Raw genomic sequence first — 26,447 nt, 5'->3', positions numbered from 1 at the left:
CATAACTATTGATTTCAAGTTAACCAATTAAGTAAATGTATACTAATTCTAAATTGTTATTTACCTGGAAATTATTTTTTTGGATAGGGTATGCATCATTTAGGGAACTGTATAATGCATTGTAAGATGCACCTGCAGCATGATCTAAATCATTCTGGATTAAAGAATCATTTTTGCTTTTAATCCACATGTTCCAGCTTTTTGCCCCGTTTAGATCACCATTGTACATGGTTGATTTTAAATCTCCTTTAATTTGAATCATTTTGGGCTTTAGAAAACTTCCTTTTACCTCATAAATGCTGTGCTGAAGCCCGCCCACACCTGCAGCATGAGGCGCTGAAAAGCTGTCTGTGATGTAATGGGATGCTACACCGTAACAGTAACTTGCATAATAGAAATCACCTTTTTTATAGTAGAACTTCCCTTTGTTTAACCAGTAAATAGCTTTCTCATAACTATTTGGGTAACTATGATACTTAAAGTCAAAAAACACAAAATCAGGAGCCGTAGATCCTTTTTTCATCAGGTTTAAGTTTAAATTTTGCTGCATATCTTCAGGTAATGAATGGTAATTACTTTCTACTATTTCCTCGTGGGTGTTCCAGTCCCAAGCTGAAACAGCGGAAATATTTATGAATACTGAGACTAAAAAAATAGCGAGTATTATACTTTTATTCATGATTTCACGGTATTTACTATGTTTTAAGTGGGTTCATTCTGCAGATGTTATAAGTTATAATTTTAAAGAACTTTATTTAATGTTTTTGATTTTGAAATTTTTGAACACAAAGTATAAATAACGATTGTTATATAACAATTGTTACGATAAATATTTTAGAAAATGCTTCGCATTTTCTAACTCCCAAAAAAATCTGTCAAAAATCATAGATTTTCGAAAGTTTCGATTTTTTTGAGGATTTAAAATTATTTTGGATGAATTTTATGACTTTTGATGTGATAATAATAGGAACTGGCGCTGGAGGCGCTACAGTAGCTAGAGAACTCTCGAAAAAATGCTATAAAGTCTTGATTTTGGAGAAAGGAAAGCGCCACAAAACAGGTACATCTGCGGACTATATCAAACGTATTCCTGTAGATTTAAAGGCAGATTTACCTGATAAGGATATTGATAAATATGATTTTCTTGATTACCCTGCAGAATTAATGTATCTGGAAGATGTAGGGGGTACCACTCCAGTTTCCCTTGCAAATGCATGTTACGCGTGCAGTACTTGTTACTCTAATTCTGCAACTACTCAATTTAAAATTCATGACATTGATCTCTTCAAGGAACTTATAGATGCAAGTGCAGATTTAAAAGTTAGCCCATTTCCAGCCAGTTTAATGGGACCTGCAACACGTAAAATAGCGGATGCTGGAGAAAGTCTTGGCTATTTTATGGAGCCTATGCCTAAATTCATTGATTTTTCCAAGTGTGACAGCTGTGGGCTGTGTATCAGTGGATGTAAAAAAGGTGTAAAATGGGATTCTACTCAATTTGTAAAGGAAGCTGTAGATAATGGAGCAACACTTATCTCTGATTTTACAGTTACAAAAATCATCTATGAAAATGGAAAGGTTACAGGAGTTGAAGGTCTATTTGGAAATAAAACAAAAATTTTTGAAGCAAAAAAGGTTATAATCTCTGCAGGAGCTTTAAATACTCCTGTTATTTTAAAAAATTCAGGTATTAAAGAAAATGCAGGTGAAGGATTATTCTGTGATCTTTTTATAACTGTTGGTGGATTTTTAAAGGATGCAAAACTCAACAAAGAAATTCCAATGGGAACTAAAGCCGAATTTGGTCCATATTTTTTATCTCCGCACTTTTCTGCCCAAATTGTCTCTCTTTTAGAAAATAAAGGATTTAATGTAAATCCTGAGGACATAATGGGTATAATGGTTAAAATAGCCGATGAAGCCAATGGAAAGGTTAATTCGGATAGATCCGTTGAAAAGCAGCTTACTGAAAGAGATTTTGGGCTTTTAAAAGAGGGGTATGAGAAAAGTGTTGAAATTCTCGTTAAAGCAGGTGTAGACCCTTCATCCATAGTTTCAACTCCAATAAGAGGGGCACATCCGGGTGGAACTGCTGCAATTGGTAAAGTGGTTGATAACAACCTTGAAACTAAAATTAAAGGACTTTTCATTGCAGATACAAGTGTAATTCCGCAGGCCCCTGGCAGGCCTCCAATACTCACAGTGGCAGCACTTGCTAAACGACTGGCTCAAACCATTGCAGAAAGGACCGAGATCGAAAATATAGATCAATTAACAGCTTAATTTTCTTTTTATTAAATTTTAACATGGTAATAGTTAGACTTGGTGAATATAACATGGAAAATAGATACTCCAGACAGGAAATATTACAGAACATTGGAGAAGAAGGCCAGAAAAAACTTTTAGATAGCAGTATTCTTATAGTAGGATGCGGGGCCCTTGGAACCGCAGCCGCAAATAACCTTGCACGTGCCGGAATTGGTAAAATATCTATTTTAGATAGAGATTTTGTTGAATTAAATAATTTACAAAGGCAGATGCTGTTTGATGAAACTGACGTTGGAGAGCCAAAGGCAGTTGCTGCAACCAAAAAACTCAAGCTCATTAACTCCTCAATTGAAGTTGAACCTATTGTAAAGGATTTAAACCATACCAATGTGGAAGAAATCATAAAAGGCGTTGATTTAGTCCTTGATGGGACAGATAACATTCTAACAAGGATGCTCATAAACGACGTGTGTGTTAGGGAAGAGATTCCCTGGATATACACTGGTGCAATTGGAACCTCTGGAATGACCATGAATATCCTACCTGGCGCTGCATGTATTCGATGTCTTTATCCACATATTCCAAAACCCGGTTCGCTCCCAACATGTGATACAATGGGGGTATTGAACACCTTAACTGTGATTATGGGATCAATGGCAAGTACTGAAACTATAAGGATACTTCTTGGTGAAGCAAAGCCTGAAAATGATCATGATGGGCGTCTCATAGTTTACGACGCATGGGATCATTCGATGGATGAAATACTGGTTCGGAAAAATGATGAATGCCACTGCTGTTCCCTTGGAGAATATGAATATCTGAATTCAGAAGATAGAGAGATCATTACATCTCTTTGTGGGCGAAATGCAATTCAGATTACTCCTGCGGATCCAAAAGAAATGGATTTAATGGAGATTGCATCTAACCTGGAACATTTAGGTAGTATTAAATGTGCTGATTTTATACTGCTTTTTAAGACAGAAAAATATGAAATATCGTTATTTAAAGATGGAAGGGCTATAATTAAAGGAACCAATGATCCGAGTATTGCAAGATCTGTTTATGCGAGATATATAGGTACATAGTATCTTTAATTTAATGTTTAGGGAGGTATTGATTTTAATACTGCTTTATTTTATTTTTTTGAAGTTTTAAAGATGTAAGTATTAGAATATATTTAGTACATTTTTATAACGATAAAGTATATTATACTATTTGAACAATTATTATACATAAACAATCATGATACACAAAAATTAAGTAGTGGTTATACTGATTGATCATGGTATAATTAAAAAATGATAAATTGAACTTAAAAATGTCATAATTTGAGTATATATAACTTGAAGTACAAGTATAAATACTATAACAGATTATTTTTTAAACTGACACTTTATTCGATATACGGGGTATAATACATATGAATACTCTAAAAATAGACGAAAATAGCTTTGAACTCGCAGAAGATATTATTAAGGACTTAAAAGCACCAGAAGACCTTGGAATCCTTAAATGTATTCAGTGTGGGATGTGCACATCTGTCTGTCCTGCGGCAAGACATACTGACTACGATCCAAGAGAAATAGTTAAAAGGGTGCTTGATAAAGATGAAACTTTAATTACAGATGATATAATCTGGAATTGTTTTTACTGTTACACCTGCCAGAGCGTATGCCCGGTGAGCAACAGCCCATCTGTGGTAAACCAGGTTTTAAGGCAAAGGGCAGTTGATAATGGAAAAGGAAAGCCGAAAGTGGCTCCTTTTTCAGCATATGGGGAAAGCTTTATAGAATTTGGGTTGGGGGCAATTCCTTCCAATTTCTTCGATGACCTTATAAAGGACTTTGGAAAGGAGTGGCTAGAACTAAAAATTAACCTTGAAGATATAAGGGAAGATTTAAACCTGGGCTCTATGTTCCTGCCTGAAAAAGACGTAAAGGACATCAACAACATTTTAGAAAAAACAGGATTCAAAAACAGGTTAAATGAACTAAGGCGGTGTAGAGATGAAAAAAATACCAGATAAAGAAATTTTACTTAAAACCTGCCTTGTAAACATTGACTTTCATAGTTTTAAATCATTTAATTTGTCAGATATGGATGAACTAAAATCAAGGTGGTGTTAACATAAAAAAAATACCAGATAAAGAAATTTTACTCTTTAAAAGCTGCCTTGTAAATGTTGAATATCCAGGTGTAGAGTCGTCTACAAAATATTTATTTGATAAACTTGGAATTGAATACATCATTAGTGATAGGCAGTCCTGTTGCACTGGTTTAGGACATTACGCTGATTTATTTGACCAATTTTCCACCACTGCACTTGCAGCGAGAAACTTTGGAATTGCAAGGAAGGAAGGCCATAAAAACATAGCAACACTCTGTGCAACATGCTATGCAATACTTAAGAAATCATGTAATATATTAAATGAGAAAGATGAGGTTAGAGGTCAGATAAATAAGATTTTAGATGATTCAGGATGTCATGATTTAACTTATAATGCGGATGATATGGACTCAAGAGGCAATATTTTCCATTCAGTTGAAATTTTGTATAATAAAGCAGATGAAATTAAAGACTTTGTAACGGTAGATCTATCTGGACTTAAAGTGGCATCTCACCACGCATGCCATTACTGCAAAGTTCATCAGAAGGATACTATTGGAAATGAAAGAGACCCTATGGTTATAGAGACACTTGCAAAAGCATGCGGTGTGGAAACCGTTGACTGGTACGACCGTAAAACAACAACATGTGGTAATGGTTTCCGGCAGCGTTATATGAACCGAGATTTATCCCTTTCTGTAACTGAGGAGAAACTAAACAGTTTGAAAGAAAATGATGTGGATATTCTTCTTCATATGTGTCCAAACTGCCAGATGCAGTTTGATAGAAACCAGGGATCCATTGGAAAATCAACTGGAACTGAATTTAACATTGTATGTCTTAACATTTCTCAATTTGTAGCACTTGCACTTGGGGCTGACCCTTATAAAGTGGTTGGAGTCCAGACACATACAGTTCCTGTAGATAAAGTTTTAGAAAAGATAAAGCAGACTAACCTCTGTCAATGAGGGAATAATATGAACAATTACAACTTCTCAAGATATGCTCCCAAAAGCAGCATTGATATTGGTGTTTTTTTATGCAGGTGCGGGGGCAACATTTCAGATACTGTAGACATCGAGAAGCTTGCTTCTTCAATCGATGCTAAAGTAGTTAAAGATTTTGAAAATCTCTGCTCGATGAAATGCCAGAAAAACATCAGAGACATTATACTGGAAGAAGAGTTAGACAGAGTAGTAATTGCAGCCTGTTCGCCAATTACTCACGAAAAAACATTTAGAAATCATATAGCTCCATTAAATCCATATCTTTTAGAGATAGCAAATATCAGGGAGCACTGTTCATGGGTACATTCTGATAAAAACAAGGCTACTGAAAAAGCAATATCACTTACAAATGCCGCTGTTGAAAGGGTTCAGTATGCTAGACCTCTTGATGCTATAGTCAGAAAAACCAAAAAAAGCGCTGCTGTAATTGGTGGGGGAATATCTGGAATAACCGCTGCACTTTCACTTGCAAAACAGGGTGTCAAAGTACATATAATTGAAGACAAGCCCACTGTTGGGGGAAACATGATAAAAATAGGTAAAGTGTTCTCCCCAGAAAAGCTCGCAGAGGAATGTTCATTATGCCTCTTCAACCCTTTGATAAACGAAGCAGTACAGCACAGCAATATCGAAATCATGACTAATTCAGAGATTAAATCATCTGAAAGAAAAGCTGGAAACTTCAATTTACTAATTGAAAGGAAACCGGGACATGTTAATGAAGATAAATGTACTGCATGTGGAAACTGTGCAGACATCTGTCCTGTCGAAGTCCCTAATGAATGGAACGAGAACTTAATGACAAGAAAAGCTATATACAAGCCTTTCCCACAATCAGTTCCAGATATTTACACAATAGATGATAACAATTGTATTAAGTGCGGTAAATGTGAAAAAGTCTGCAAAATGAATGCTATTGACATCAAAGCTAAAGGAGAAATCATACCTCTAAATGTGGGCTCGGTAATCATAGCAACGGGCCACAAAGGATTTGACCTTAAAAAGCGCCCTGAATATGGATATGGAAGATACGACGATGTAATAAGTCAGATGGAACTTGCCAGGATAATGGGGGTAAATGGGCCAACAGACGGTAAACTCCTCAGGCCTTCCAATGGAAAAATCCCAAGAAGGGTCGTAATGGTCCAGTGCGCAGGTTCAAGGGACGAAAAACCAGAAGGAAAACGTTACTGCTCGAAAGTCTGCTGTATGGTATCATTGAAGCATGCCAGCTTTATAAAACATTACTATCCAGATACGGAGATAGTCATCTGTTACACTGACATGAGAACTCCAGGAATGTATGAAAATTACTTCAGACACGTGCAATCTAAGGGAATTAAACTGATAAGGGGAAGGCCTGGAGATATAACCAAAAAAGGCGAAAACATTGTTGTTCGCTTAGAAGATACCCTCCTTCGAGAACCCTTAGAAATAGAAACAGATATGGTTGTATTATCTGAAGCAATGGAACCATCAGAAGGGACATTAAAAGTTGCAGAAACATTGAACGTGGGGCTTACAGAGGACATGTTTGTAAAAGAGAAACATTCCAAAATTAAACCTGTAGCTACCGATATAGAAGGAATATATGTTTGCGGAACTGCACAAGGGCCAAAAGATATCACTGAAAGTGTTTCTCAGGCAAATGCTGCCGCTTCCAAAGTTTCAGAGATGATAAACGGCGGATTAGAGGTAGAACCAACAATTGCGGTGGTCGACGGCAGGCAGTGCGAAATGTGCGGGGAATGTGTAACGGCCTGTAAATACAAGGCTATTTACATACACAATGAGCGCATATCTGTTGATCCTGTTGCATGCAACGGCTGCGGTATGTGCATCTCCAAATGTGAAAACAATGCAATTGATATAATGGGTCAGACTGACGCTCAAATCTTTGCCATGATTGAGGGTATGTTGAAGGACAGAAAAGAAGGCGAAAGGAGAATTCTGGCATTTGTTGACTATATTGGATATGTAGCGGCTGATAATATAGGAATAAACAGGATTTCATATCCAGAATCTGTCAGGATCATAAGGGTCCCGTCCATAAATAGGTTGATGCCTAAACACATTTTGTTTGCATTTGAAAATGGTGCAGACGGTATATTTTTAGGTGAATATCCTGATGAAATACTGTACTCTTCTATCCAGGATAAAGTTGATGAATTCAAGGCGGCGCTTATGAAAAATAGTATAGACACCGACAGGCTGATGTACTACAAGGTTTATGCACCGTACTTCAGGGGACTGGCCAATAAACTCACGGAGTTTGATAAGCAGGTTGGTAAAGCTCTTGATAAGCTTGAAGCTGTCCTGTATAAGGCTTCATATAAAGATTTGTAGAAATGAAGGTTCTCTCAAAGTTGTAACTATGGGAGAACTTCAAAATGACTCTTTTTCCAAAATGTTAACTGCAAATAAAATGTTTTAAAAATTAGTAGTTAATAAGTTATTTATATTTAATGATACAAAATTATATCACATGAAAAATGATGATACTAATAAAGAAGAAGAAAAATACCTGCAAACAAAAGAGAGTATTATCAATAATATTTATGGTCAAAAAGAAATGGAAAAGAAGTATTTAAAGACAGTAGGTAGCTTATTAGATTATTGGATAAAAGAATTAAGGTCAATTGATACTCAAAACAAAAAAAGACATAATCAACTCTTGGAATTGATTCATAGGGAAAGATCTAATATTAAAAAAATAGAAGAAGATATCAATAGAACTAACATAATGATTGATAGAACAGAACAGAGTTTAGAAAGAATCAGTCAAATGATCAATTCATTTAGAAATGAACGTTAACAATAAGGTAAATAAGTTGAAACTAATATTTCTTTGTCTAAGAAAGCTGTTAAAAAAGTTTAACTAGTTAAATATTTTTGCTCTTTAAGTTTGTATATTTTCCACTTGGAACTAAGAGTAAAGAATGATTCTGCAAAAGTACTTATGCTTTCTGAAGTACCAAGAAACAGAATACTGCTTGGTTTTAGAGCATAATAAATGTAGATAATATGTTATTTTGTGCTTTTTTATATTACTTATATTTAATAAGTTTTTTATAATGTGTAATACAAATCATATTGCATGAAAAATGAAGGTCCCAGTAGAGAAGAAGAAAAATACCTGCAAACAAAGGAAAGTATCATAAATAATTTTTATGAACAAAGGGAAACCGAAATGAAATATTTAGATACAGTAAAAAGATTACTGGACTATTGGAAGGGTGAATTAAGGCCAGCCAATGTTCAAAGTAAAGAAAGGCACGATGAACTTTTAAAATTGATTGATGCAGAAGAAGCTACAATTAATAAAATCAGGAATGATATAGATAGAATCAATGAAATGATTGATAAAACCGAAAAAAATCTGCAAAAAATTCGTGAAATGGTTACTTCTCTTAAAAGATAACGTTAATCGTTAACATATAATGGTTAAAAGTGATTTTTTATGTCTGGGAGAAGAAATAAACATATAAAAAATTTAGAAAGATTAAGTCCAGAATTAACCATTAGTGAACAGTTAAATGCAGGTAAAAAGTTCATCAAAAAATTGAGGGAACGAAAGAAAGAATATCAAGAACTTTTAATCCAAATAGATAATTTTATAGAATATGCTAAGGATCAGGCTAAAAATAATGATAGTAATGGATTAAGGCTTAAATATTGGGATGCAGTTAATGAAGAAGAGTCGTTACGGGATAAAATACAGGAACATTTAAAGAAAAATGATGAATTAATTGAATCAATAAAGAATTCTAAGTTTTAGTTATAAAAAAATTTAATTAGCTTTTAACTATTTATTGCGAAGGTATTGGTAATGTAAAATAAAAAGTAGCTCCTTTTTCAAGTTCTGATTCGACCCAAATATGCCCTCCATGGCGTTCTACAATTTTTCTTGCAACTGCAAGCCCAATTCCAGTTCCTTGATATTCTTCTATTGTGTGAAGTCTCTGGAATATTGTAAAAATTCGATCTTGATACTTTGGATCTATTCCAATACCATTATCTGAAATACTGAAAACATATTCATTGGTTTTTTCATCTTTTTCTACTGAAATATGAATTTTAGGCGGTTCATCTGGCTTTCTAAATTTAATGGAATTAGTTATGATGTTCTGAAATAACCTTGCAATTTGCCTGGAATCAGCATATATTTCTGGTAAAGGGTTATATGTAATTTCGGCATCATTTTCCTTAATGAGTACACCTAAACTGGAAATAATCTGTTTAATGGTTTGTTCAAGGTTTATTTTTTCAAAATTACTTCCTTTAGTCATTACCCTTGAAAATTCCAGCAAATCTTCGATCTGCTGTTTCATTCTGATTGAAGCATCTACGATATGACCAATAAATTCATCAGCGTCACTGTCAAGTTTGCCCTCATAACGCCTCGCTAAAAGTTGTGTAAAGCTTGCAATGGTTCTTAAAGGTTCCTGCAGGTCATGAGATGCAACATAAGCAAATTGCTGCAGTTCATTATTAGAGCGCTTTAAGTCATCTTCTAATTTTTTCCGCTGAGTAATATCAACAACTGCCATTTTAAAGGTAGTTTCAGGGTTAAACTGAGGCATCATCTCAACATGGGCATAAAAAATAATTCCATTCTTCCGGATTAACCCAACATCGAACACTTGTTTGGCACCGGTTTGTATGGCTTGTTTAAGATAATTCAAAAATGTTTCTGAGTAGTTAGGAGTTATATACCATCTAAATAATGTTTTAATCAGATCATTTTTATCAAAACCTAATAATTCTGCCCCTGTACTATTTAACTCGGTGACGGCACTGGTTGCATCAAGTGTAAAATATCCAACTGGTGCAGAATTGTAAAGGTCATAATATTTCTCATGTAATTCTTCTAATTCTTTTCGAGACTCTCTAAGTTCTTCATTTTGCATCTCCAGCTCAACTTGATGTACTTGAAGCTCATGGATTAGGGCATCGACATCTTTTGGGATATTTCCCAATTTTTCTGTTTTTTCACGCAGTCTTTTTTCAGCAGTGGAACGCAGTTCTTTTTTATTAGCCATTATTACAAGCTCTCCTCCCCTTCCCAATTTAGAGAATTTTTGTAAATGAAAATTCAATATTCAATGATTTACTATGGAGTAATATTAATTTATGATTTTAATATGAATAATGGCAGTTATTTATCTTGATGTTTTTAATTAGTGGTTACATCTTCAATTGCAAGAAGGATTAATCCTTTTTCTATGGTTTTACCACCTAATCGCTTTTCCTGAAGTTTTCTACCATTTAAAAGCATCTTTTTATGCCCTATTTCTGGAAAATCATGCTCAACTACAAAATTTTCAAATTTATGGTTTTTAGGGAGTATTTCCTCTAATAATTCTCTCAAAGGAGGAATATCCCATTGATTATTTCCAAGTCGGTATAACAATTTTCCTTCAGTTAATTCTTTTTCAACTTTAAATTTATTGTAAAATGACTTATTTGCAGATATGACTTTCAATTCATCATCTAATATTATAAGCGGCTCACGAACAGTGTCTACAATGTTTTTTACATATTCTAATTCACTTGCGAGTTTCTGCACTTCTTTTTGTTCACTGATATCTATGAAAGTAATTACGGCTCCGTCAATGATATTTTCTAAAGTTTTGTAGGGTATTATGCGTGCAAGATACCATTTATTGTCTTTTGTACGAACTTCTTTTTCTTTGAAAATAACTCTGTCCATCACTTCTTTAATGTCATTAATCAGGTCATCATATTCAACAGTGGATACGATGTCTTTTAGTGGCCTTCCTACATCTGAAGGTATGAGATTGATTAATTTTGTGGTTTCTTTTGTAAAGCGTTTTATTTTAATATCTTTATCCACGAATATGGTAGAGATTTCAATGCTGTTTAATAAGTTGTTCATATCATCGTTAACTTCAGAAAGCTGGTCAACTTTGTTTTGAAGTTCTGTGTTTACAGTCAGCAGTTCTTCATTTAAAGACTGTAGTTCTTCTTTAGATGTTTCTAATTCTTCATTAGTACTCTGCAGCTCTTCATTCATGGACTGTAACTCTTCATTTGCAGATTTAAGCTCTTCATTTGAAGTTTCGAGTTCTTCTATGGTTGTATGGAGTCTATCTTTTGTAACTCTTAACTCTTCTTCAAGTTCGTTAATACGTATATTATTTTTAGGGGTAGTTTCAGGAAGTTTTTCTTTTTCATTTTCTGAAAGTTGCGTGTCTATAAATGTAACCATTAACAGGTTTTCCATTATTTTTGGCTTATCAATAGGTCGTACTACTAGATTGATTGATTGGTAATTTCCATTAGTTTTAACATTCAGATTTTTATATTTTACTTCTTTATTTTTTAAAACTGCTTCATTTATTGCAGAATTCAATTCAAAATTGAGTCCTTCTCTTGCCATATCCACAATACTTAGATTTGCTACACCTTCAGCAGGTTCTAAATATTTTCCAACTCTTCCATGGATGAAAACAATTCTTCCCTCGTTATTGATTATTACGGTGGGGGGAGCATATTTTTCAATCAGCAGCTTTTCAACATTTTTGCCAATATTTGTATCTGTTTTTCCAATTATCTCTAAATCTTCAGTGGTCGTGTAATCCTGGGGTAATTTGGCATAAGGGAATCTAACGAAGTCTCCGGAAGGAGTATCTTCTGTCTTTTTAGATTTATAAATCTTCCATTTATTGTCTAGAGTAGTAAATGATTCCACAAAATTACTTATACTCTCTGATGGGCCAAGAAACAGGATACCTCCAGGTTTCAGAGCATAATTAAATGCAGATAATATTTTCTTCTGTGCATCTTTATTCATGTAAATTAAAACATTTCTGCAGGATATGGCATCAAGTTTACTGAATGGAGGATTGATAAGAACATCATGAGGGGCAAATATTGCCATTTCTCTTATGTTTTTTTTAACCTTATAACCTTCGCCTTTTTTAGTAAAAAATTTGTGTAAACGTTCTGGATCAATCTCTGAGACAATTGTACTAGAATAAGTCGCACTTCGAGCAATATCAATAGCATTTTCGTCTATATCTGTGCCAAAAAGCTGGATTTCCAGGTGTTTACTAGATTTATCCAGGTACTCCTGAATACTCATGGCGATAGAATATACTTCTTCGCCAGTGGAACAACCGGGAATCCACATACGAACTCCATCTCCTTCCAACTTTTTATCAAGTACTTCTGATATTAATTTATTTTTAAAGGATTCAAAAGCTTTAGAATCCCTAAAGAAGCTTGTAACATTGATTAAAAGCTCTTTAAATAGCGTATTGATTTCTTGGGGATTCTGCTGAATATATTTAAGATAACCTGGTACTTCATCGATTTGTTGAACATTCATTCTCCTTGCGATCCGTCTATTTATCGTGCTCTCTTTATAAAGAGAAAAATCATGTCCTGTCCTTTTTCTAATTAACATAAGAATTTTTTGAAGCGAATTGATGGTTTCTTTGTCCTTTCCAATCGTCCCTTGAGGGGATTTCTTTTCCAACTGTTTTATGTAGGATATTAAATCTTCGGGTATCTTTTCAGGTGGTGCAATATAATCTACAAGGTCTGTATCTATTGCATTGGATGGCATGCTCCCAGATACTGCTGAATCTGGGTCTTGAGCTATTACCATTCCTCCCATACTTTTAATGGCCCTTATACCAATAGTACCATCTGACCCAAATCCTGAAAGGACAATAGCAATTGAACACTCTTCCATGTCATCTGCCACCGATTGAAAGAAGAAATCGATAGGTTTTCTTAAGCCATGGGGTTCTTTAGGGGCAGCAAGGTGTAACACTCCATTTATGATCCCTACATTTTTATTGGGGGGAATGACATACAGTTTATTTGGTTCAACTACCATTCCGTCCTCTATTTCAAAAACTTCCATATTCGTGTATCTTTGGAGTAGTTCTGTCATAGAACTTTTATGAGATGGATCTAAATGCTGAATCAGGACAAATCCCGCTCCAGAATCAGGGGGCATATTATTGAACATTTTTCCTAAAGCTTCCAGCCCTCCAGCAGATGAGCCAACACCCACTATGGGAATTTTTTTCCTATGTTTAGGATTGCCTTTAAACGTTTCTTTGCTTTGATCTGTCATTTATGCCTCCAAAATTTTGCAACAAAATTTTGGGGTTCAAGAAAACTGTTAAAATCTATGATTTTCAACAGCTCTGTTTTCCTTCAACCTCCAAAAAATTTTCTATTTTTTGGGTTCGAAAATGCATAGCATACGAATCTTAAAAAATCTTCGATTTTTTATGTAGAAAAATACAAAGTATTTTTCTAACTTCGATTCGTTGCCAAGAAGCTTGCAAAAACTTGTTTTTGCAGCAGCGAAATTAAATTTCGCATGCTTCGCTTCCTACGGCATTCGAAAATCGAATATTTTAATTGCATTTCCTCAACCTTCACTATATACTTGGCACTTAAATTGATTATAATTGTTAATTCTGATTTGCAATAAATTATAATTAAAATCTTTACTTTGAATATTAATTTTTATGAATCAAGTAGCTATTATATCTTTATATAAAATTCCGATAGTGTAATGACACGTAGAACTATGGTGAAATGTAACTGAAATTAGTTCAATTAGTTATATTGGAGCTTAAAATACAATTTAGGTTATGAATATCTAAAATGATGTGTTTATTTTTGGGATTTACAAGTTTTTTTAAGTCTTAGACTTATAGAATTGTATTAAATAGGTAAATAATTATAATATGGATATTTTTAAGAAAAATACAGAATATTAAAACTTTTTAAAGATCGAAATTTTATCAAGGTATTAATGTATTAAAAAACAAACTAATGTTATGCACCACCGAGATGAAGAAAATTTAACAAAAAAAATTGAAGAACTTAAAAAGGCACAGAAAGAATACGCAGATACATCGGAAGAAATCATTGAAACCCTCAAAGAACTTAAGAAATCACAAGAAGGGTATATAAATTTAATAAAAGAGCACCAGAAATACTGGCACAATGAACTAGAAAAAACTAAATATCAAAACATTTCAAAGCGCAAAAAGCTTGAAGAAACGTTAAAAAATGAAGAAAAAATCATTAAAAAGCTCGAAAAAGCTTTAAAACATACTAATGAAAGAATTGAATTTCATAAAAAACGCAACGGCCATTAATCATCGTTTTTTGTGATTGTAAGTATATATGGTGAGATAAATGCCTAAAGGGGAAAAAGAAAGGATAAAAGAACAAGCTCGTAAGCATGATACCTTAGAAGAACGGATGCAAAGAACTCGTGACGAGATAATGAAAACATACATGGAACGAAGGGTACATGAAAAAGAATTTTTAGAGGTTATAAGAAATCAAAAAAAATATTGGGAAGATCAGCTGAAAAATACTGATCCTGAAAAGAATAGAGAAAGATATGATGAACTCAAAGAAAGAATAAAAAATGAAAAAACACTTATTAAGCAAATTAAGGAGGAAATACGCGATTTAAACGAAGAACTTAAAAAGGAAAAGGAACATAAAGAAAAGGAACACAAATACTAGATTTAGCTCTATTTAAAGGTAAACTATTATATGTCTATAAAATTAAGTTAATACATTTTCATAACTCTGTTTATAGTTGGGATTATTATTTTGATTATTTTAGGCTTTTCAATACGTGTGGTAAATTAGTATTAAAGAGGAGTGCATTTTCGTTTTGGTCGAATAATCGGAGTTAGAGATCCTGGGCTTCATCTTATTATTCCTGTAATGGATAAACTGGATAAAATATCCCTTAGAATTGTTACTATGCCTATTCCTGCCCAAAAAATAATAACTTAAGACAATGTATCCCTTGATGTAGCTGTTGCTGAATTTTATAGAGTTGGAAATGCCTATGATGCAGTTATTGCAATTGAAAATTACAAAAGAGCAGTTAACCAGATTGCTCAGACCACTATGGGAAATGTATAGGTCAATTCCTGTTAGATAATGTTTTATCTTCAACTTCAAAGATAAACGAAAGAATTAAGGAGATAATTGATAAACACGGCGAACCATAGGGAATACAGGTCATTGCAGTAGAAATTAAAGATATCAATTACCTGAAACAATGAGGAGATCCATGGCAAAGCAAGCAGAAGCAGAAAGAGATAAGCTGGCTAAAATTATTTCTGCTGAAGGAGAATTCCTTTCAGCTCAAAAACTCGGAGACACTGCAGATATCATAGCCGCACACCCCATAGCACTTCAACTGCGTAATTTACAAGTGTTGCTTGAGATAGCCGTGAGCAAAACTCCGCCATAATATTCCCTGCAAGCTTTATGTCAACAGTTAGGGACTTAAAAGACTTCATGGAATCAGAAGTAAAACCTAAATAAAACTATAATTCAAAAACATCTAATAAGATATACACCAAAACAATAAAAAAGGCTATTTATTGTTCTTTTATTTTTTACGTACATTTGTTCAGAAGTCCACTATTTATTAAGTATAAAAGAAATGATTTAGTTTCAGAATTTTTTAACCTGATTAGACATAAACTCATTTGTTGTTTTAACATCTAAATCTATTAATTTATGAAATATTAATAATATTGAAATAGTATTTTTTACTATAATATTATTTATGAATTCCAATAAATCAGATCTAAGTAAGATTGAAGAATCATTTACAGATATGATAAATCATTTTGAAGCGTCTGCAAGTACTTCATTTATAAAAGGCATGGTCGATCCAAATGTTATCAAAAGAGGAGATTTAAAAGAAATTGGAAAATCGTTGCAGGATGTATCTGATTTTTTAATGATCAAAGCTAAAACCCTGGAACTTTTGCCTTATGAATCTGAAGAAGGCGAAACAAAAATGAGATTAGATCACTACATAAAAGCTCTTAATGATATTGGAAAAGAATTAGAAAAATCTGAAGCTAAAGAACTCCATGATTACCACTGGTCCATAATAGGAATGTTAATTATAATTATATTCAGCTTATTTGACCATATTGAGCATTATAGGGAATAAAATAATTAAATATATGTAATGTGATAATGATGTTAGAATATACTGGAAGAATAGGAGAAAAGCCTATTAAGCTGTGTTTTGTAGATGAAGAATCACCTAAAGAATGGAAAGCAGTAATCAATGATAAATTATCAGAGTATTATGAAAATGCTTACGTTGATATTAAAACAGAAGGAAGTAAAAATATATTGGTCATTTTAGAGTTAAATCCTACGGATGAAGAATTAGAAAATGAAGAATACATTAGTAAACAGAAGGATGCATTTGAAAAATATTACGATGATATTCTAGAAGAGATTGGCTCATATAATCAAAGTTTGATTGAAAAATATAAAAGAAGATCTTAAAAATCATAGTTAAATAAAAATTTATTTATATACTATGAATTTACAAGAAATTCAACCAAATTTAAGTTTTCAAACTATGAAGATGCATTAAAAATTTAACAATAAAATAACTGAAAGCAATCCTCAATATCTTTTTATAATCTGTAATTTATTATTTAGAAACTTTGATCAGTTTCTTCTTAAATGCCGTTTACTTTGAGTAGAATCATTGCTATTTTAGAGCTAAAATAAAAACAATTATACATTGCATAATCGTGATAAATGTGTTATTATGGGTTTTTTTGACAGTTATAAGAAGAATTCACTAGTGAATAATGCTTACAAATTATTTAATGAATTTAAATTAAGAAGTCTTCTGGAAGAATCAGCAGATAACATGATTCGGTGATTTAGAAGACTAATGGAAATATATAATTTAACATTAGTATACCATTAACCAAATTCCCTCTTCATTTATCCTTTCTTCTAATTTTGGAGTTTTATGGAAGTTTCCATCAGAATCTTGATTTAAAGTTTTTAGTTTTTCTAATTGACTATCAGCAAGTTTACTAATTATTGGAATGTATCTAATGTACTCATTTTTCTTATATCCATCTTCAATAGGTGAAGTATAAGTTACCCTAGACTTATCAAGTAATTTCCATTCATCTAATTTATCTTCTATTTTTCCCACTACTTTGTTCCAATTATCTTCTTCAGATATCATAAGAAACCCTCTTTAATATATATAACTGATTATTGTCGTTCTTTTACTGAATTTAAAGCCAGTTGAGCTACTTTTCTTACAACCGGACTTTCGTCTTTTAATGCTTTCTCAAGTGGTTCTATTGCTCGATCATCTCCTACTCCTGAAAGACCTATTGCTGCAGCATATCTAACACTTGCCTTTCCATCTTTCAGTAATTCAATTAATGGTTCAACAGTTTTAGTATCTTCATAAACAGCTAATGAAAGGGCAGCAGCTTCTCTAACATGAGAATCTTCATCTTTTAATGCTTTAATTAGTGGATCTACAGCTCTAGGATCTGCTAATTCTGCAAGAAGTTCAGCAGCATCTTCTTTTCTACTTCCATTTCCATCTTCTAATTCTTTTACCAAATAATCTAAATCTCTTCTTTCAGATTCAACCATGTAATTCACCCTCCAGTTATATTTTGTTGCAAGAACTTTAAATAACTTATTAATTTTTCATTTATTTTTAGCATTCTCCTTCTTTGATGAAACGACCACCTATTACTGATTCAAGCATATCAACAGGAATATTTTCCCCCAAGCTGAGTTACTTCATCTTTTTTCAAGATGAACCAGAACTTTCTTTTTCTATGAATAGAATTAGTGCTATTTAGGGTTTAAATAAAAAACAGTTGTATATGTATAATCATAATAATAAATAATTAAAATCTCATATAACGCTCAAATCAAAAATAAAAGAAGAAAAGAATTTTATTTATTCTTTTTCTAAAATGCCTCAAAAACTCATTTTTAACATGAATATCGGCATATTTCTGACAAGATTAGTTATAATTATAAAGAGTAAATAGAGTCATTTTTTCCTAAATTTTATAATGTACTGGAGACTTTTTAATTATTTATATAATAGTTGATAAAAATTAAAATAAAATTGAATTTATAATGATCTCTTTAATCCAAATTAAAATATATAATAAACGAAAATAGTTTCAAAATTGGAATAAAGTAGATATGTAGATATTAACTGTTTGAAGATATGCAATTGTACTAGTTAAAAATTGTTGAGTATACTCAAATCTTTGTGACTCCTTAAGTTGGGAAAATGGAATTATAGTGCATATTATTTGAAAAACAAGTATTATTACAAAAAATATTGGTTTTACTTAAGCATTACAATAAATTTACTCTAGTTGAAGGTACTCAATATGTAAGTAGATAATTAGAATCAGCTCCAAGAAACGTTACATGATGTTTGAGGACATAGTTGGTCGTAGTAACAAAAGAATAAGATATAAACCACTAAATAAAAAAGATAAAAAAAGGATGGAAATAGATTTTTTCACGTTTTTCCTATTTCCTATTTTAGTTTTTTCCTTGTATTATTTGCAAAGCCGGTTATCACTAGCAGCACACTTAACAGTAACGGCATTATAGGAACGCCAGTAGGCTGCATTGGAAGTTTTTGGTTGTTATTAATTGAATTTGATGATATTCCGTGATTTCGATTGTATATTGATGCTGCGTGAACGTTTACTACTTTTGATATTATCACCTTAGTTATGTGGATTACCACCACCTTATTTGGACGTACATGTACAGTTACACTAGCATTTTGACCAGGTATTGTTGCAGTGTTAACTATGTTTTTACCAGCTACAGAAGCTGTAGGAGTAACAAACAGTTGTAATGTCGCACTAGCACCGCTGGCGAGTGTTCCGACAGTCCATATTCCAGTAGCGCTGTTGTAAGTACCCTGACTTGATTCGCGTTTAATTATAATTATATTCAGCTTATTTGACCATATTGAGCATTATAGGGAATAAAATAATTAAATATATGTAATGTGATAATGATGTTAGAATATACTGGAAGAATAGGAGAAAAGCCTATTAAGCTGTGTTTTGTAGATGAAGAATCACCTAAAGAATGGAAAGCAGTAATCAATGATAAATTATCAGAGTATTATGAAAATGCTTACGTTGATATTAAAACAGAAGGAAGTAAAAATATATTGGTCATTTTAGAGTTAAATCCTACAGATAGAGAATTAAAAAATGAGGAATACATCCATAAACAGAAGGACGCATTTGAAAAATATTATGATGATATTTTAGAAGAGATTGGCTCATATAATCAAAGTTTAATTGAAAAATATAAAAGAAGATCATCTTAAAAATAAAATTTTAGTTAACATACTATGAATTTACAAGAAATTCAGCCAAATTTAAGTTTTCAAACTTAATTGCTAACTCTTTGCCTATTTCAATTATTAACATCAGCAGAAATTAAATTTCCACTTATTTGCATTCTAGATCAAATCCTCTGGAGATTCTCCTATTTAGGGTATCATGCATTATTTAAGTAGAATGAGACATTAAACCACTATTTAATGGTAACATCAAAAAAAACAGATTAAAATAGAAAAAATAAATTTAAATAGTGACAGTATGTGTTCTGGTTTAAATGATTTTAATTTCTCTTAAAATATCAGATTATCTTATTTAATTATATTAAAAACGTTTTCAATGGTTATAAATGTAACGGGCATTTAATGAATAAAATACAACAAAATGAGAATATTCTTAATTATTTAAATATCTATTTACTTTTTAGTTCAACTTTTTCATACTTCTCGCAATTTTTTTATGAACATTATTTTTAACGATAACAATTTATAACGAAAATCCAAAATTTTCCAGAATTCACTCCTCAATTATAATCTTATCATATTTGGAGACATTATATTTAATAAGAAGTAATTTTTAATTAGTATTCTTAAATTAGGAGTATATATCTTTAAAATTTTATAGATACGTGTTTTGATATAAAGCAAATAATTATTTTCCAATATGGGATAGTGGTAAGCTTAAATGACGTGGGTGAAAAAAGAAGAGCATAATAAAACTTATTACCTTTTACCGTGCATTATGTCGATTGTAGTTAAATTTAATGCTCATGATGTAGTGGCGCGTAGATGTAAGAAAAACCCTCATAAATCTATAATCTAAACTAATGATAAAAGTTGAAATACAGTTTAGAGTCTGCTGATTATTTTTTTCATGGCTTTTTTATGCTCTTTATTTCCAACACGGGTTACAAGCCTTGACATTTCATTAATTCTTTCTAAATACATCTGTGCGGTTTTATTATCAACAATATTCATCCTGCATAGATATATTAAAGATTCTATTATGGCAAAATTTGCTCTATTGAGTGGTTCTACATTTTTATTTTTAATTATAATTTCATTTACTTCCGCAGTTATTATTGTTAATTTAGAATTCCCTATTTTGTGTCCTTTTTCAATTTCTTTGGATTTAATTACAGTTGCACTAAAAAATGCATCGGCGTTAGTTATATAGAAATCATTTAAGTGATTTTTAAAACAATCCTGCGAAAGATCTCCCACAATACTTTTGGTAAAAATAATTGGATCTTTTAAAATGTTAACAATGAAATGTCCACTATTTTTAATATTTTGGAGTGTGTGTATAGCTTCCGAAAGATATAATATAATTTTAGATCCATTTTTGCATACTACTCCTACTGGAGCTGCATTAGGAGTTCCATCACTATTTTTAGTAGTTATAATGGTTTCATAGAGTAATCCATTTTCCATTTTTATACTGCTTAAATCTTGCATTAAATCACCTTCATGTATCATTAATAGGATTTCCTTGGAATCATTCTTTTTGATTAATTTTGCAGGATCTATACGGTTATATACAAACTTTTATAATTTGTTAGATCTCTGTAAAAACTCTATTAACAATTCTTTTATAATTATTAAAACATAATATACTCATGTCTCCACAAGATTATAATAAAAAAAGGAATGAAGAAACCAGCAGAACCCGTATTAATAGACTCAAAAATATGAAACGTGTTGAAATGGAATATTTAGATGCAGTTAAAAAACAGATTGGATACTGGAACAACCAGATAAATGCCGCTGATCCGCAAAAAGATGAAGATAGGTATAATGAACTTAAAAAGAATGCTGAAAAGGAAAAAAAACACATTAGGCAGGTTCAAGACGAATTAAACAGAATAAACCAAGAAATCGAAAGGGAATTGAACATCCGAAAGTAAACAGCTAAATTATCAGTAATGAGCAGGCTCGGGGTGAATTTTTTTAATAAATTCAAGGTTAAAAATATTTTCCTGATTTAGATCCCCTTTCATATAGCTTAATCTTTGTAGAACTGGAATAAATTTAAGTGTGGACTCTATATATTCCTCTGGAATACTTGCACAGTACTTTGGAGATATTTTATACGTATCAAGCACAAAATCTTCATCAACAACTTTAACTTCTTTTAAAACTATTTCTGCCGCTTGCTCAGGATGTAATCTTATTAAGTTACATGCTTCTTCATGGGCTTTCAGAAAGTCAGTTATAAATTCCGGTGATTCATCAATTAATTCTTCTCTTACCACTATTCCATAGCTTGGATTGTAAGGCCATAATTTATGCGGAGGGATAACAACCTTGGAAGCAAATCTTCTTGAGGCGACTGATGCAATGGATGGCGTTCCAACACCTGCGGCGATTTCTACTTCTTCTATTGCATCGGGTATAAAATCTGCCCATGCAAAGTTTTTAATTTCAATATCCAGATTTTTAGTTATTTCACGTATTATCACATCGTGTATACACCCTTTTGATGGTGTTCCAATTTTTTTCCCTTCAAATTGCTTTAAAACAGCATTTACGCTACCTAATTCATCAAAAGTTTTATAATACTTGGGGGCGACCATTACTGTTCCTTCTACATGCCCTCCACCCACACACTTAACTTTTAAGCCGTTTTCAAGTCCAATCATGACGGGGGGAAGGCCAATATAGCCTACATCCAGGTCTCCAGATGCAAAAGCGTCTTTCATTGCAGGCCCTGTGGCAAACAGGGACCATTTCAAATCATAATTATTTAAATTTCCTAAAGGCTCATTTTTTAAGATAAATGAAGTGTGGTATATTGTTGATAGGTAGCCTATGTGGATGTATAATTCCTCCTTATTCTAACTCTTCGCCTTATATAACAATTGTTATATTTATTATATAAAGTTTTCACTTATTGATAATTTGAGAAAATAATGTTTTTAAATAAATTGTATTTGATATGAAGTTTAGTTAAGGCTTAAAAACAAAAATAATTTTATTTAATTTGGATTTATCCTTTGAATATCTTATCTAACTTTTCCAAAAAGTGTAAAATTGGGAAATTAACCCCCTGCGATAGTTTGGAAGATTACAACTTCATCATTGTCTCCGATGTTTGATTCTAAGCCTCCATTTGACTCAACATCTTCGCCGTTCACGATTATTTTCATGTAATCTCTTAGATTTCCTTCTTTATCAAATAAAGCATCTTTAAATTCGTTCCCGTATTTTTCGGTGAGGGTGTTCATTAAGTCTGAAATACTTCCGTTGTATTCAAGGGATACAGATCTTTCTCCTGTAATGTCTCTAAAACGTGCTAAAAATTTTATATTAACCATAATATTTCTCCTGATTTGTTTGATTTAAAAATATGTAAATCTAAATTAACATCAACTTAGCTCAAATTGGCAATATTTTGATTTTAAGCTGACTTCTTTTATAACTATTGTTATAATAAATGTTATAAGTTTTACCATCTTAATCATATTTTTAATATTTTTCAGTCAATTTGAAATTAAATTGATTTACAGGGTAATTTTTGCAAAAAGATTATATATTAACAATTGTTATAAGTATAACTGGTGATTTAAATGGTAATGACAAAAGAAATGATGGATGCTGTAGAAAGAGAGAATGTGGTTTTCTTTGCAACTTCAACAGCTGATGGAACTCCTAATGTTGTTCCAATTGGATTTGCAAGACCCATGGACAGCAAAACCATAATGATCGTGGACAATTATATGAATAAAACCCGTAAAAATCTTGAAAATAACCCAAAAGCAAGTTTAGTTCCTAGGGACGCTTCAAAATGCCCTTATCAGTTTAAAGGAACTGTAGAAGTAGCTGAATCAGGTAAATACTTTGATGAAGCTGTTGACTGGGTAAAAAGCGTATCGAGCAAACACGCACCCAAAGCAGCGGTCCTGTTAAAAGTAGAAGAAATTTATTCAGTTCAGCCCGGCCCCGAAGCAGGCGTAAAAGTCGTTTAAGAAGATAAATCTTCTTAAAACCACTTTCACTTGCCTTTAAGCTTGAATTATCTTTTGTTAACTGCAATTTTTAAGTTTCTAATTTATTTAAAATTCTAAATATAATGAATTTTATATTAATAATGAGGTTTTAAAATGTCCCATAAATTAGCAATTGCAACCAGCGATGGAAAATTTGTAAACCAGCATTTTGGTAGAGCAAATCAGTTTTTAATAGTTGAACTTAAAGATGACGGCAGCTATGAAGTTCTGGAACTTCGAGAAAACACTCCTTCTTGTAATCCTTCTGGTGGAAGTACCACTGAAGACACTATAAAAGTTATTTCAGATGTTGATGGTGTACTGGTCAGCCAGGTGGGCCGTGGGGCGGGAGATAAACTTATAGCACATGGAATTCAGCCTGTAATAATACCTATGCTAATTGAAGATGCTCTGAATAAAGTATATGAGTTAATTCGGGAAGAATCCGAAGAAGAAGACTCATAAAATACTATTTTTAAATACATTCTATTTTTACAGTAATTAATTGGGATTTATTGAGATTTACGGTTATTTTCAACGTTTTTTATCCCGTTTATTAAGCCGCCTCTGCGTTCTGCTTCATATATTCCGTATATGATAAGGAATGTTCCAAGTATCGTGTAAATAGTTATTGACTCTCCAAGTACTATGGCAGCTAAAGCTACGCCTGATAACGGCTGAACGTATATAAACATGCCTGCAATGGAAGCTGGCAGCTTTTCTGTACCGTAATTATACAGTAAAAATGCAACGAGGGAACAGAAGATGGTAAGGAATATCATTGCTATCCATGTAGATTCAGTGAATGCTGCAGGAGATAATCTTGGAGATATAAAATAAAATGGCAATAATTCAAGTGCTCCAAATATAAAAGTATAATTGAGTACTGTAAGTGCAGAGTATTTCTCATTTATTGATTTTCCCAGGACTGTATAAAGTGCCCAGACTATATTGGCCATGATGGCAACGGCATCTCCTAGAAGATTAGTGGGGACAGCTAAACTGCCGTTTGTAATTATGAATGTTACTCCTATAAACCCGATTAATGCACCAATAGCTTTATGTCTGGTAATTTTCTCTTTAATTAAAACTGCAGACGCGAAAATTATAAAGAATGGAGAAAGGCTGAATATAAGGGTAAAACATGTGGCTGTGGTATATGCCAGTGAAGTTACCTGCAGCAAAAATTCGAGTGGGATACCTAGAAACGCTAGTATCGCAATATAAGGTAAATCTTTCTTATCTATTTTTAGGGCTCCCCAGCCTTTCCATAATACTGTGGCAGTGATTAAAAGCGGCATTGCAGCGATAAATCGCAGGGCTACAATTTCAAAGGTTCCCAACTGCAGCTGTGCAACTTTCACAGCTACTCCTGATGCTCCCCAGAAGATATTGGTGAGAATGAGGCCGGCAATCACCAGCGATGTGTTGTTGTTCTTTATGGGCTTAACTTGTTTATACATAAAAATCTTCACTTAAATTGGATAATGAATACTTTTAAAAGCGAGAAAAGTATAGTATTGCTGGAGCTTGTATTTAAATCTATATTAATCGGCGACTTTTCTGATGATTTTCACTATGAGTTTAAAGTCCGCTGGCTTTCAGTAACATGACTAATGTTTTCCAACTTTCAATAACTTAACGATCGTTAAGTATTTATAGTAATCAGCACACTAATGGTGATTATAACTATTATTATATATGGGCATCCTCTGCCGCATCTTCTATAATCATTACTTAACAATTGTTATATTATAACAATAGTTATATAAATCATAAAAAACAATAAAAAAATGGAGAAAATAAGGTGAAAAAATGGTAAATATACCTGAATTAACAAGAGGAATAGCAAATGATGCAACAGAACTTATAGGAAATACTCCTTTGGTCAGGTTAAATAGGGTTACGGAAGGGGCAGAAGCAGAAGTAGTTGCAAAGCTTGAATCATTTAACCCAATAAGCAGTGTAAAAGATAGAATTGGTGTTGCACTGGTTGAAGCTGGGGAAGAAGCTGGAGTTATAAATAAAGACTCAGTTATAATTGAACCTACAAGCGGAAACACTGGAATTGCACTTTCATTTGTTGCAGCAGCAAAAGGGTACAGATTAATCCTTACGATGCCGGATACAATGTCTATAGAGCGTAGAAAATTGCTGGCATTGTTTGGGGCTGAGATAGTACTTACTCCTGGCGCTAATGGGATGCCGGGGGCAATAGCAAAGGCCGAAGAGCTTGTTAAAGAAATACCAAATGCTGTAGTACTTCAGCAGTTTAAAAACCCTGCAAACCCTAAAATTCACAGGGAAACCACAGCACAGGAAATATTAAGAGACACTGACGGTAAAGTAGATATCATAGTGGCGGGTGTAGGTACTGGTGGAACAATAACAGGTATTGCAGAAGTTTTAAAAGAACATAATCCGGATCTCAAGGCTGTTGCCGTTGAACCTGCAACTTCTCCTGTATTATCTGGCGGAAAATCTGGACCTCACAAGATTCAAGGAATAGGTGCAGGATTTGTCCCTGATGTATATAAACCCGAATTAGTAGATGAAATTATCCCAGTAAAAGATGAAGATGCAGCAGATACACTGCTCAGACTTGCAAGGGAAGAAGGAATCTTTGCAGGAATTTCTTCTGGAGCTGCAACATGGGCTGCTGTCCAGCTTGCAAAAAGAGAAGAAAATAAAGGTAAAAGAATCGTTGTAATTCTCCCCGATACTGGAGAAAGGTACTTGAGTATGGAATGGGTATTTGAAAAAATCTTCCATACTGCTGAAGGTGTTCAACTTTAAGTAAAAAAATGTTCATAATATAAAGACATGCGATACCTGCTACGTATGTCATAATTTTGTTT

Annotated in this window: 29 protein-coding genes; 19 read left to right on the top strand and 10 right to left on the bottom strand. The window is 32.7% G+C overall.

Features of this window, described 5'->3' with window-relative positions:
- Window positions 1-19: 19 nt before the first annotated feature.
- Complete coding sequence (locus EJ01_RS02880) at window positions 20-679, bottom strand: zinc dependent phospholipase C family protein (RefSeq protein ID WP_048080401.1); 660 nt, start codon at window positions 677-679, stop codon at window positions 20-22.
- A gap of 263 nt (window positions 680-942) precedes the next feature.
- Here EJ01_RS02880 and EJ01_RS02875 point away from each other — a divergent pair, with 263 nt between their 5' ends.
- The 8 genes from EJ01_RS02875 to EJ01_RS02840 all read left to right on the top strand — a co-directional run bounded on the left by EJ01_RS02875 (window position 943) and on the right by EJ01_RS02840 (window position 9,160).
- On the top strand, window positions 943-2,283 hold the full coding sequence (locus tag EJ01_RS02875) for a GMC family oxidoreductase N-terminal domain-containing protein (protein WP_048080400.1): 1,341 nt from the start codon (window positions 943-945) through the stop codon (window positions 2,281-2,283).
- Between the two features lie 53 nt (window positions 2,284-2,336).
- Entirely contained in the window at window positions 2,337-3,353 is a 1,017-nt protein-coding gene (locus EJ01_RS02870) for a ThiF family adenylyltransferase (protein WP_048080399.1), read from the top strand.
- A gap of 335 nt (window positions 3,354-3,688) precedes the next feature.
- Window positions 3,689-4,294, top strand: a complete 606-nt coding sequence (hdrC, locus tag EJ01_RS02865; protein ID WP_048080398.1) for a ferredoxin:CoB-CoM heterodisulfide reductase subunit HdrC — start codon at window positions 3,689-3,691, stop codon at window positions 4,292-4,294.
- 101 nt (window positions 4,295-4,395) lie between these two features.
- Window positions 4,396-5,343 carry a ferredoxin:CoB-CoM heterodisulfide reductase subunit HdrB gene (hdrB, locus tag EJ01_RS02860; protein ID WP_048080397.1) on the top strand — a complete coding sequence of 316 codons (948 nt, stop codon included), beginning with the start codon at window positions 4,396-4,398 and terminating at the stop codon, window positions 5,341-5,343.
- A 9-nt stretch (window positions 5,344-5,352) separates the two neighbouring features.
- Window positions 5,353-7,728, top strand: coding sequence for a ferredoxin:CoB-CoM heterodisulfide reductase subunit HdrA (gene hdrA / locus EJ01_RS02855; protein WP_048080396.1), 2,376 nt, complete (start codon window positions 5,353-5,355; stop codon window positions 7,726-7,728).
- A gap of 139 nt (window positions 7,729-7,867) precedes the next feature.
- A complete protein-coding gene (locus EJ01_RS02850) occupies window positions 7,868-8,197 on the top strand; it encodes a hypothetical protein (protein ID WP_048080395.1) in 330 nt (109 codons plus the stop codon).
- Window positions 8,198-8,479: 282 nt separating this feature from the next.
- On the top strand, window positions 8,480-8,803 hold the full coding sequence (locus tag EJ01_RS02845; RefSeq protein WP_048080394.1) for a hypothetical protein: 324 nt from the start codon (window positions 8,480-8,482) through the stop codon (window positions 8,801-8,803).
- Window positions 8,804-8,842: 39 nt separating this feature from the next.
- Window positions 8,843-9,160: a hypothetical protein gene (locus tag EJ01_RS02840; RefSeq protein WP_048080393.1), complete on the top strand. Its 318-nt coding sequence runs from the start codon at window positions 8,843-8,845 to the stop codon at window positions 9,158-9,160.
- Window positions 9,161-9,191: 31 nt separating this feature from the next.
- On the opposite strand, the gene EJ01_RS02835 is transcribed toward EJ01_RS02840, so the two are convergent.
- Both EJ01_RS02835 and EJ01_RS02830 read right to left on the bottom strand, forming a co-directional pair.
- On the bottom strand, window positions 9,192-10,424 hold the full coding sequence (locus tag EJ01_RS02835) for an ATP-binding protein (protein WP_052375765.1): 1,233 nt from the start codon (window positions 10,422-10,424) through the stop codon (window positions 9,192-9,194).
- Window positions 10,425-10,558: 134 nt separating this feature from the next.
- A complete protein-coding gene (locus EJ01_RS02830; protein WP_048080392.1) occupies window positions 10,559-13,495 on the bottom strand; it encodes a CheR family methyltransferase in 2,937 nt (978 codons plus the stop codon).
- A gap of 718 nt (window positions 13,496-14,213) precedes the next feature.
- Here EJ01_RS02830 and EJ01_RS02825 point away from each other — a divergent pair.
- From EJ01_RS02825 to EJ01_RS02805, 6 genes are all read left to right on the top strand, one after another.
- Entirely contained in the window at window positions 14,214-14,537 is a 324-nt protein-coding gene (locus EJ01_RS02825) for a hypothetical protein (protein ID WP_048080391.1), read from the top strand.
- 40 nt (window positions 14,538-14,577) lie between these two features.
- On the top strand, window positions 14,578-14,916 hold the full coding sequence (locus EJ01_RS02820) for a hypothetical protein (RefSeq protein WP_048080390.1): 339 nt from the start codon (window positions 14,578-14,580) through the stop codon (window positions 14,914-14,916).
- A 141-nt stretch (window positions 14,917-15,057) separates the two neighbouring features.
- Window positions 15,058-15,195 (top strand): SPFH domain-containing protein, encoded by a 138-nt coding sequence (locus EJ01_RS17755; RefSeq protein WP_245611137.1) that lies wholly within the window; start codon window positions 15,058-15,060, stop codon window positions 15,193-15,195.
- Between the two features lie 283 nt (window positions 15,196-15,478).
- The gene (locus EJ01_RS17750; protein WP_245611136.1) at window positions 15,479-15,661 is read left to right on the top strand and encodes an SPFH domain-containing protein; all 183 of its coding nucleotides are present in this window, start codon (window positions 15,479-15,481) and stop codon (window positions 15,659-15,661) included.
- Between the two features lie 321 nt (window positions 15,662-15,982).
- Window positions 15,983-16,378, top strand: a complete 396-nt coding sequence (locus tag EJ01_RS02810; RefSeq protein WP_048192842.1) for a hypothetical protein — start codon at window positions 15,983-15,985, stop codon at window positions 16,376-16,378.
- Window positions 16,379-16,407: 29 nt separating this feature from the next.
- Window positions 16,408-16,725 carry a hypothetical protein gene (locus EJ01_RS02805; RefSeq protein ID WP_048192841.1) on the top strand — a complete coding sequence of 106 codons (318 nt, stop codon included), beginning with the start codon at window positions 16,408-16,410 and terminating at the stop codon, window positions 16,723-16,725.
- 421 nt (window positions 16,726-17,146) lie between these two features.
- Here the strand turns inward: EJ01_RS02805 and EJ01_RS02800 are convergent, their stop codons facing one another.
- The 3 genes from EJ01_RS02800 to EJ01_RS18060 form a co-directional block, all read right to left on the bottom strand.
- Window positions 17,147-17,431 carry a hypothetical protein gene (locus EJ01_RS02800; protein WP_048080593.1) on the bottom strand — a complete coding sequence of 95 codons (285 nt, stop codon included), beginning with the start codon at window positions 17,429-17,431 and terminating at the stop codon, window positions 17,147-17,149.
- Window positions 17,432-17,460: 29 nt separating this feature from the next.
- Entirely contained in the window at window positions 17,461-17,856 is a 396-nt protein-coding gene (locus EJ01_RS02795; protein ID WP_048080592.1) for a HEAT repeat domain-containing protein, read from the bottom strand.
- Between the two features lie 916 nt (window positions 17,857-18,772).
- Entirely contained in the window at window positions 18,773-19,144 is a 372-nt protein-coding gene (locus EJ01_RS18060) for a hypothetical protein (protein WP_394296660.1), read from the bottom strand.
- Between the two features lie 123 nt (window positions 19,145-19,267).
- On the opposite strand from EJ01_RS18060, the gene EJ01_RS02785 reads away from it, so the two are divergent.
- A complete protein-coding gene (locus EJ01_RS02785; RefSeq protein ID WP_048080388.1) occupies window positions 19,268-19,588 on the top strand; it encodes a hypothetical protein in 321 nt (106 codons plus the stop codon).
- An 861-nt stretch (window positions 19,589-20,449) separates the two neighbouring features.
- On the opposite strand, the gene EJ01_RS02780 is transcribed toward EJ01_RS02785, so the two are convergent.
- A complete protein-coding gene (locus EJ01_RS02780; RefSeq protein ID WP_048080387.1) occupies window positions 20,450-21,058 on the bottom strand; it encodes a DUF447 domain-containing protein in 609 nt (202 codons plus the stop codon).
- A 161-nt stretch (window positions 21,059-21,219) separates the two neighbouring features.
- Between EJ01_RS02780 and EJ01_RS02775 the strand changes: the two genes are divergently transcribed.
- Entirely contained in the window at window positions 21,220-21,507 is a 288-nt protein-coding gene (locus tag EJ01_RS02775) for a hypothetical protein (protein ID WP_048080386.1), read from the top strand.
- A 12-nt stretch (window positions 21,508-21,519) separates the two neighbouring features.
- On the opposite strand, the gene EJ01_RS02770 is transcribed toward EJ01_RS02775, so the two are convergent.
- A complete protein-coding gene (locus EJ01_RS02770) occupies window positions 21,520-22,413 on the bottom strand; it encodes an ABC transporter substrate-binding protein (protein WP_269221222.1) in 894 nt (297 codons plus the stop codon).
- Window positions 22,414-22,641: 228 nt separating this feature from the next.
- The gene (locus tag EJ01_RS02765; protein ID WP_048080384.1) at window positions 22,642-22,917 is read right to left on the bottom strand and encodes a MoaD/ThiS family protein; all 276 of its coding nucleotides are present in this window, start codon (window positions 22,915-22,917) and stop codon (window positions 22,642-22,644) included.
- 252 nt (window positions 22,918-23,169) lie between these two features.
- Between EJ01_RS02765 and EJ01_RS02760 the strand changes: the two genes are divergently transcribed.
- Window positions 23,170-23,568, top strand: a complete 399-nt coding sequence (locus tag EJ01_RS02760) for a pyridoxamine 5'-phosphate oxidase family protein (protein ID WP_048080383.1) — start codon at window positions 23,170-23,172, stop codon at window positions 23,566-23,568.
- 135 nt (window positions 23,569-23,703) lie between these two features.
- Complete coding sequence (locus tag EJ01_RS02755) at window positions 23,704-24,054, top strand: NifB/NifX family molybdenum-iron cluster-binding protein (RefSeq protein WP_048080382.1); 351 nt, start codon at window positions 23,704-23,706, stop codon at window positions 24,052-24,054.
- A 47-nt stretch (window positions 24,055-24,101) separates the two neighbouring features.
- Here EJ01_RS02755 and EJ01_RS02750 read toward each other — a convergent pair whose 3' ends face one another.
- Window positions 24,102-25,052 carry a DMT family transporter gene (locus tag EJ01_RS02750; RefSeq protein ID WP_048080381.1) on the bottom strand — a complete coding sequence of 317 codons (951 nt, stop codon included), beginning with the start codon at window positions 25,050-25,052 and terminating at the stop codon, window positions 24,102-24,104.
- Window positions 25,053-25,404: 352 nt separating this feature from the next.
- Here EJ01_RS02750 and cysK point away from each other — a divergent pair, with 352 nt between their 5' ends.
- Window positions 25,405-26,385 carry a cysteine synthase A gene (gene cysK, locus EJ01_RS02745; RefSeq protein WP_048080380.1) on the top strand — a complete coding sequence of 327 codons (981 nt, stop codon included), beginning with the start codon at window positions 25,405-25,407 and terminating at the stop codon, window positions 26,383-26,385.
- Window positions 26,386-26,447 lie beyond the last annotated feature (62 nt).

Origin of the sequence: Methanobacterium veterum, from assembly GCF_000745485.1 — an archaeon.
Lineage (GTDB): Archaea > Methanobacteriota > Methanobacteria > Methanobacteriales > Methanobacteriaceae > Methanobacterium_D > Methanobacterium_D veterum.
This window is presented reverse-complemented; position numbering and strand designations above follow the sequence as displayed.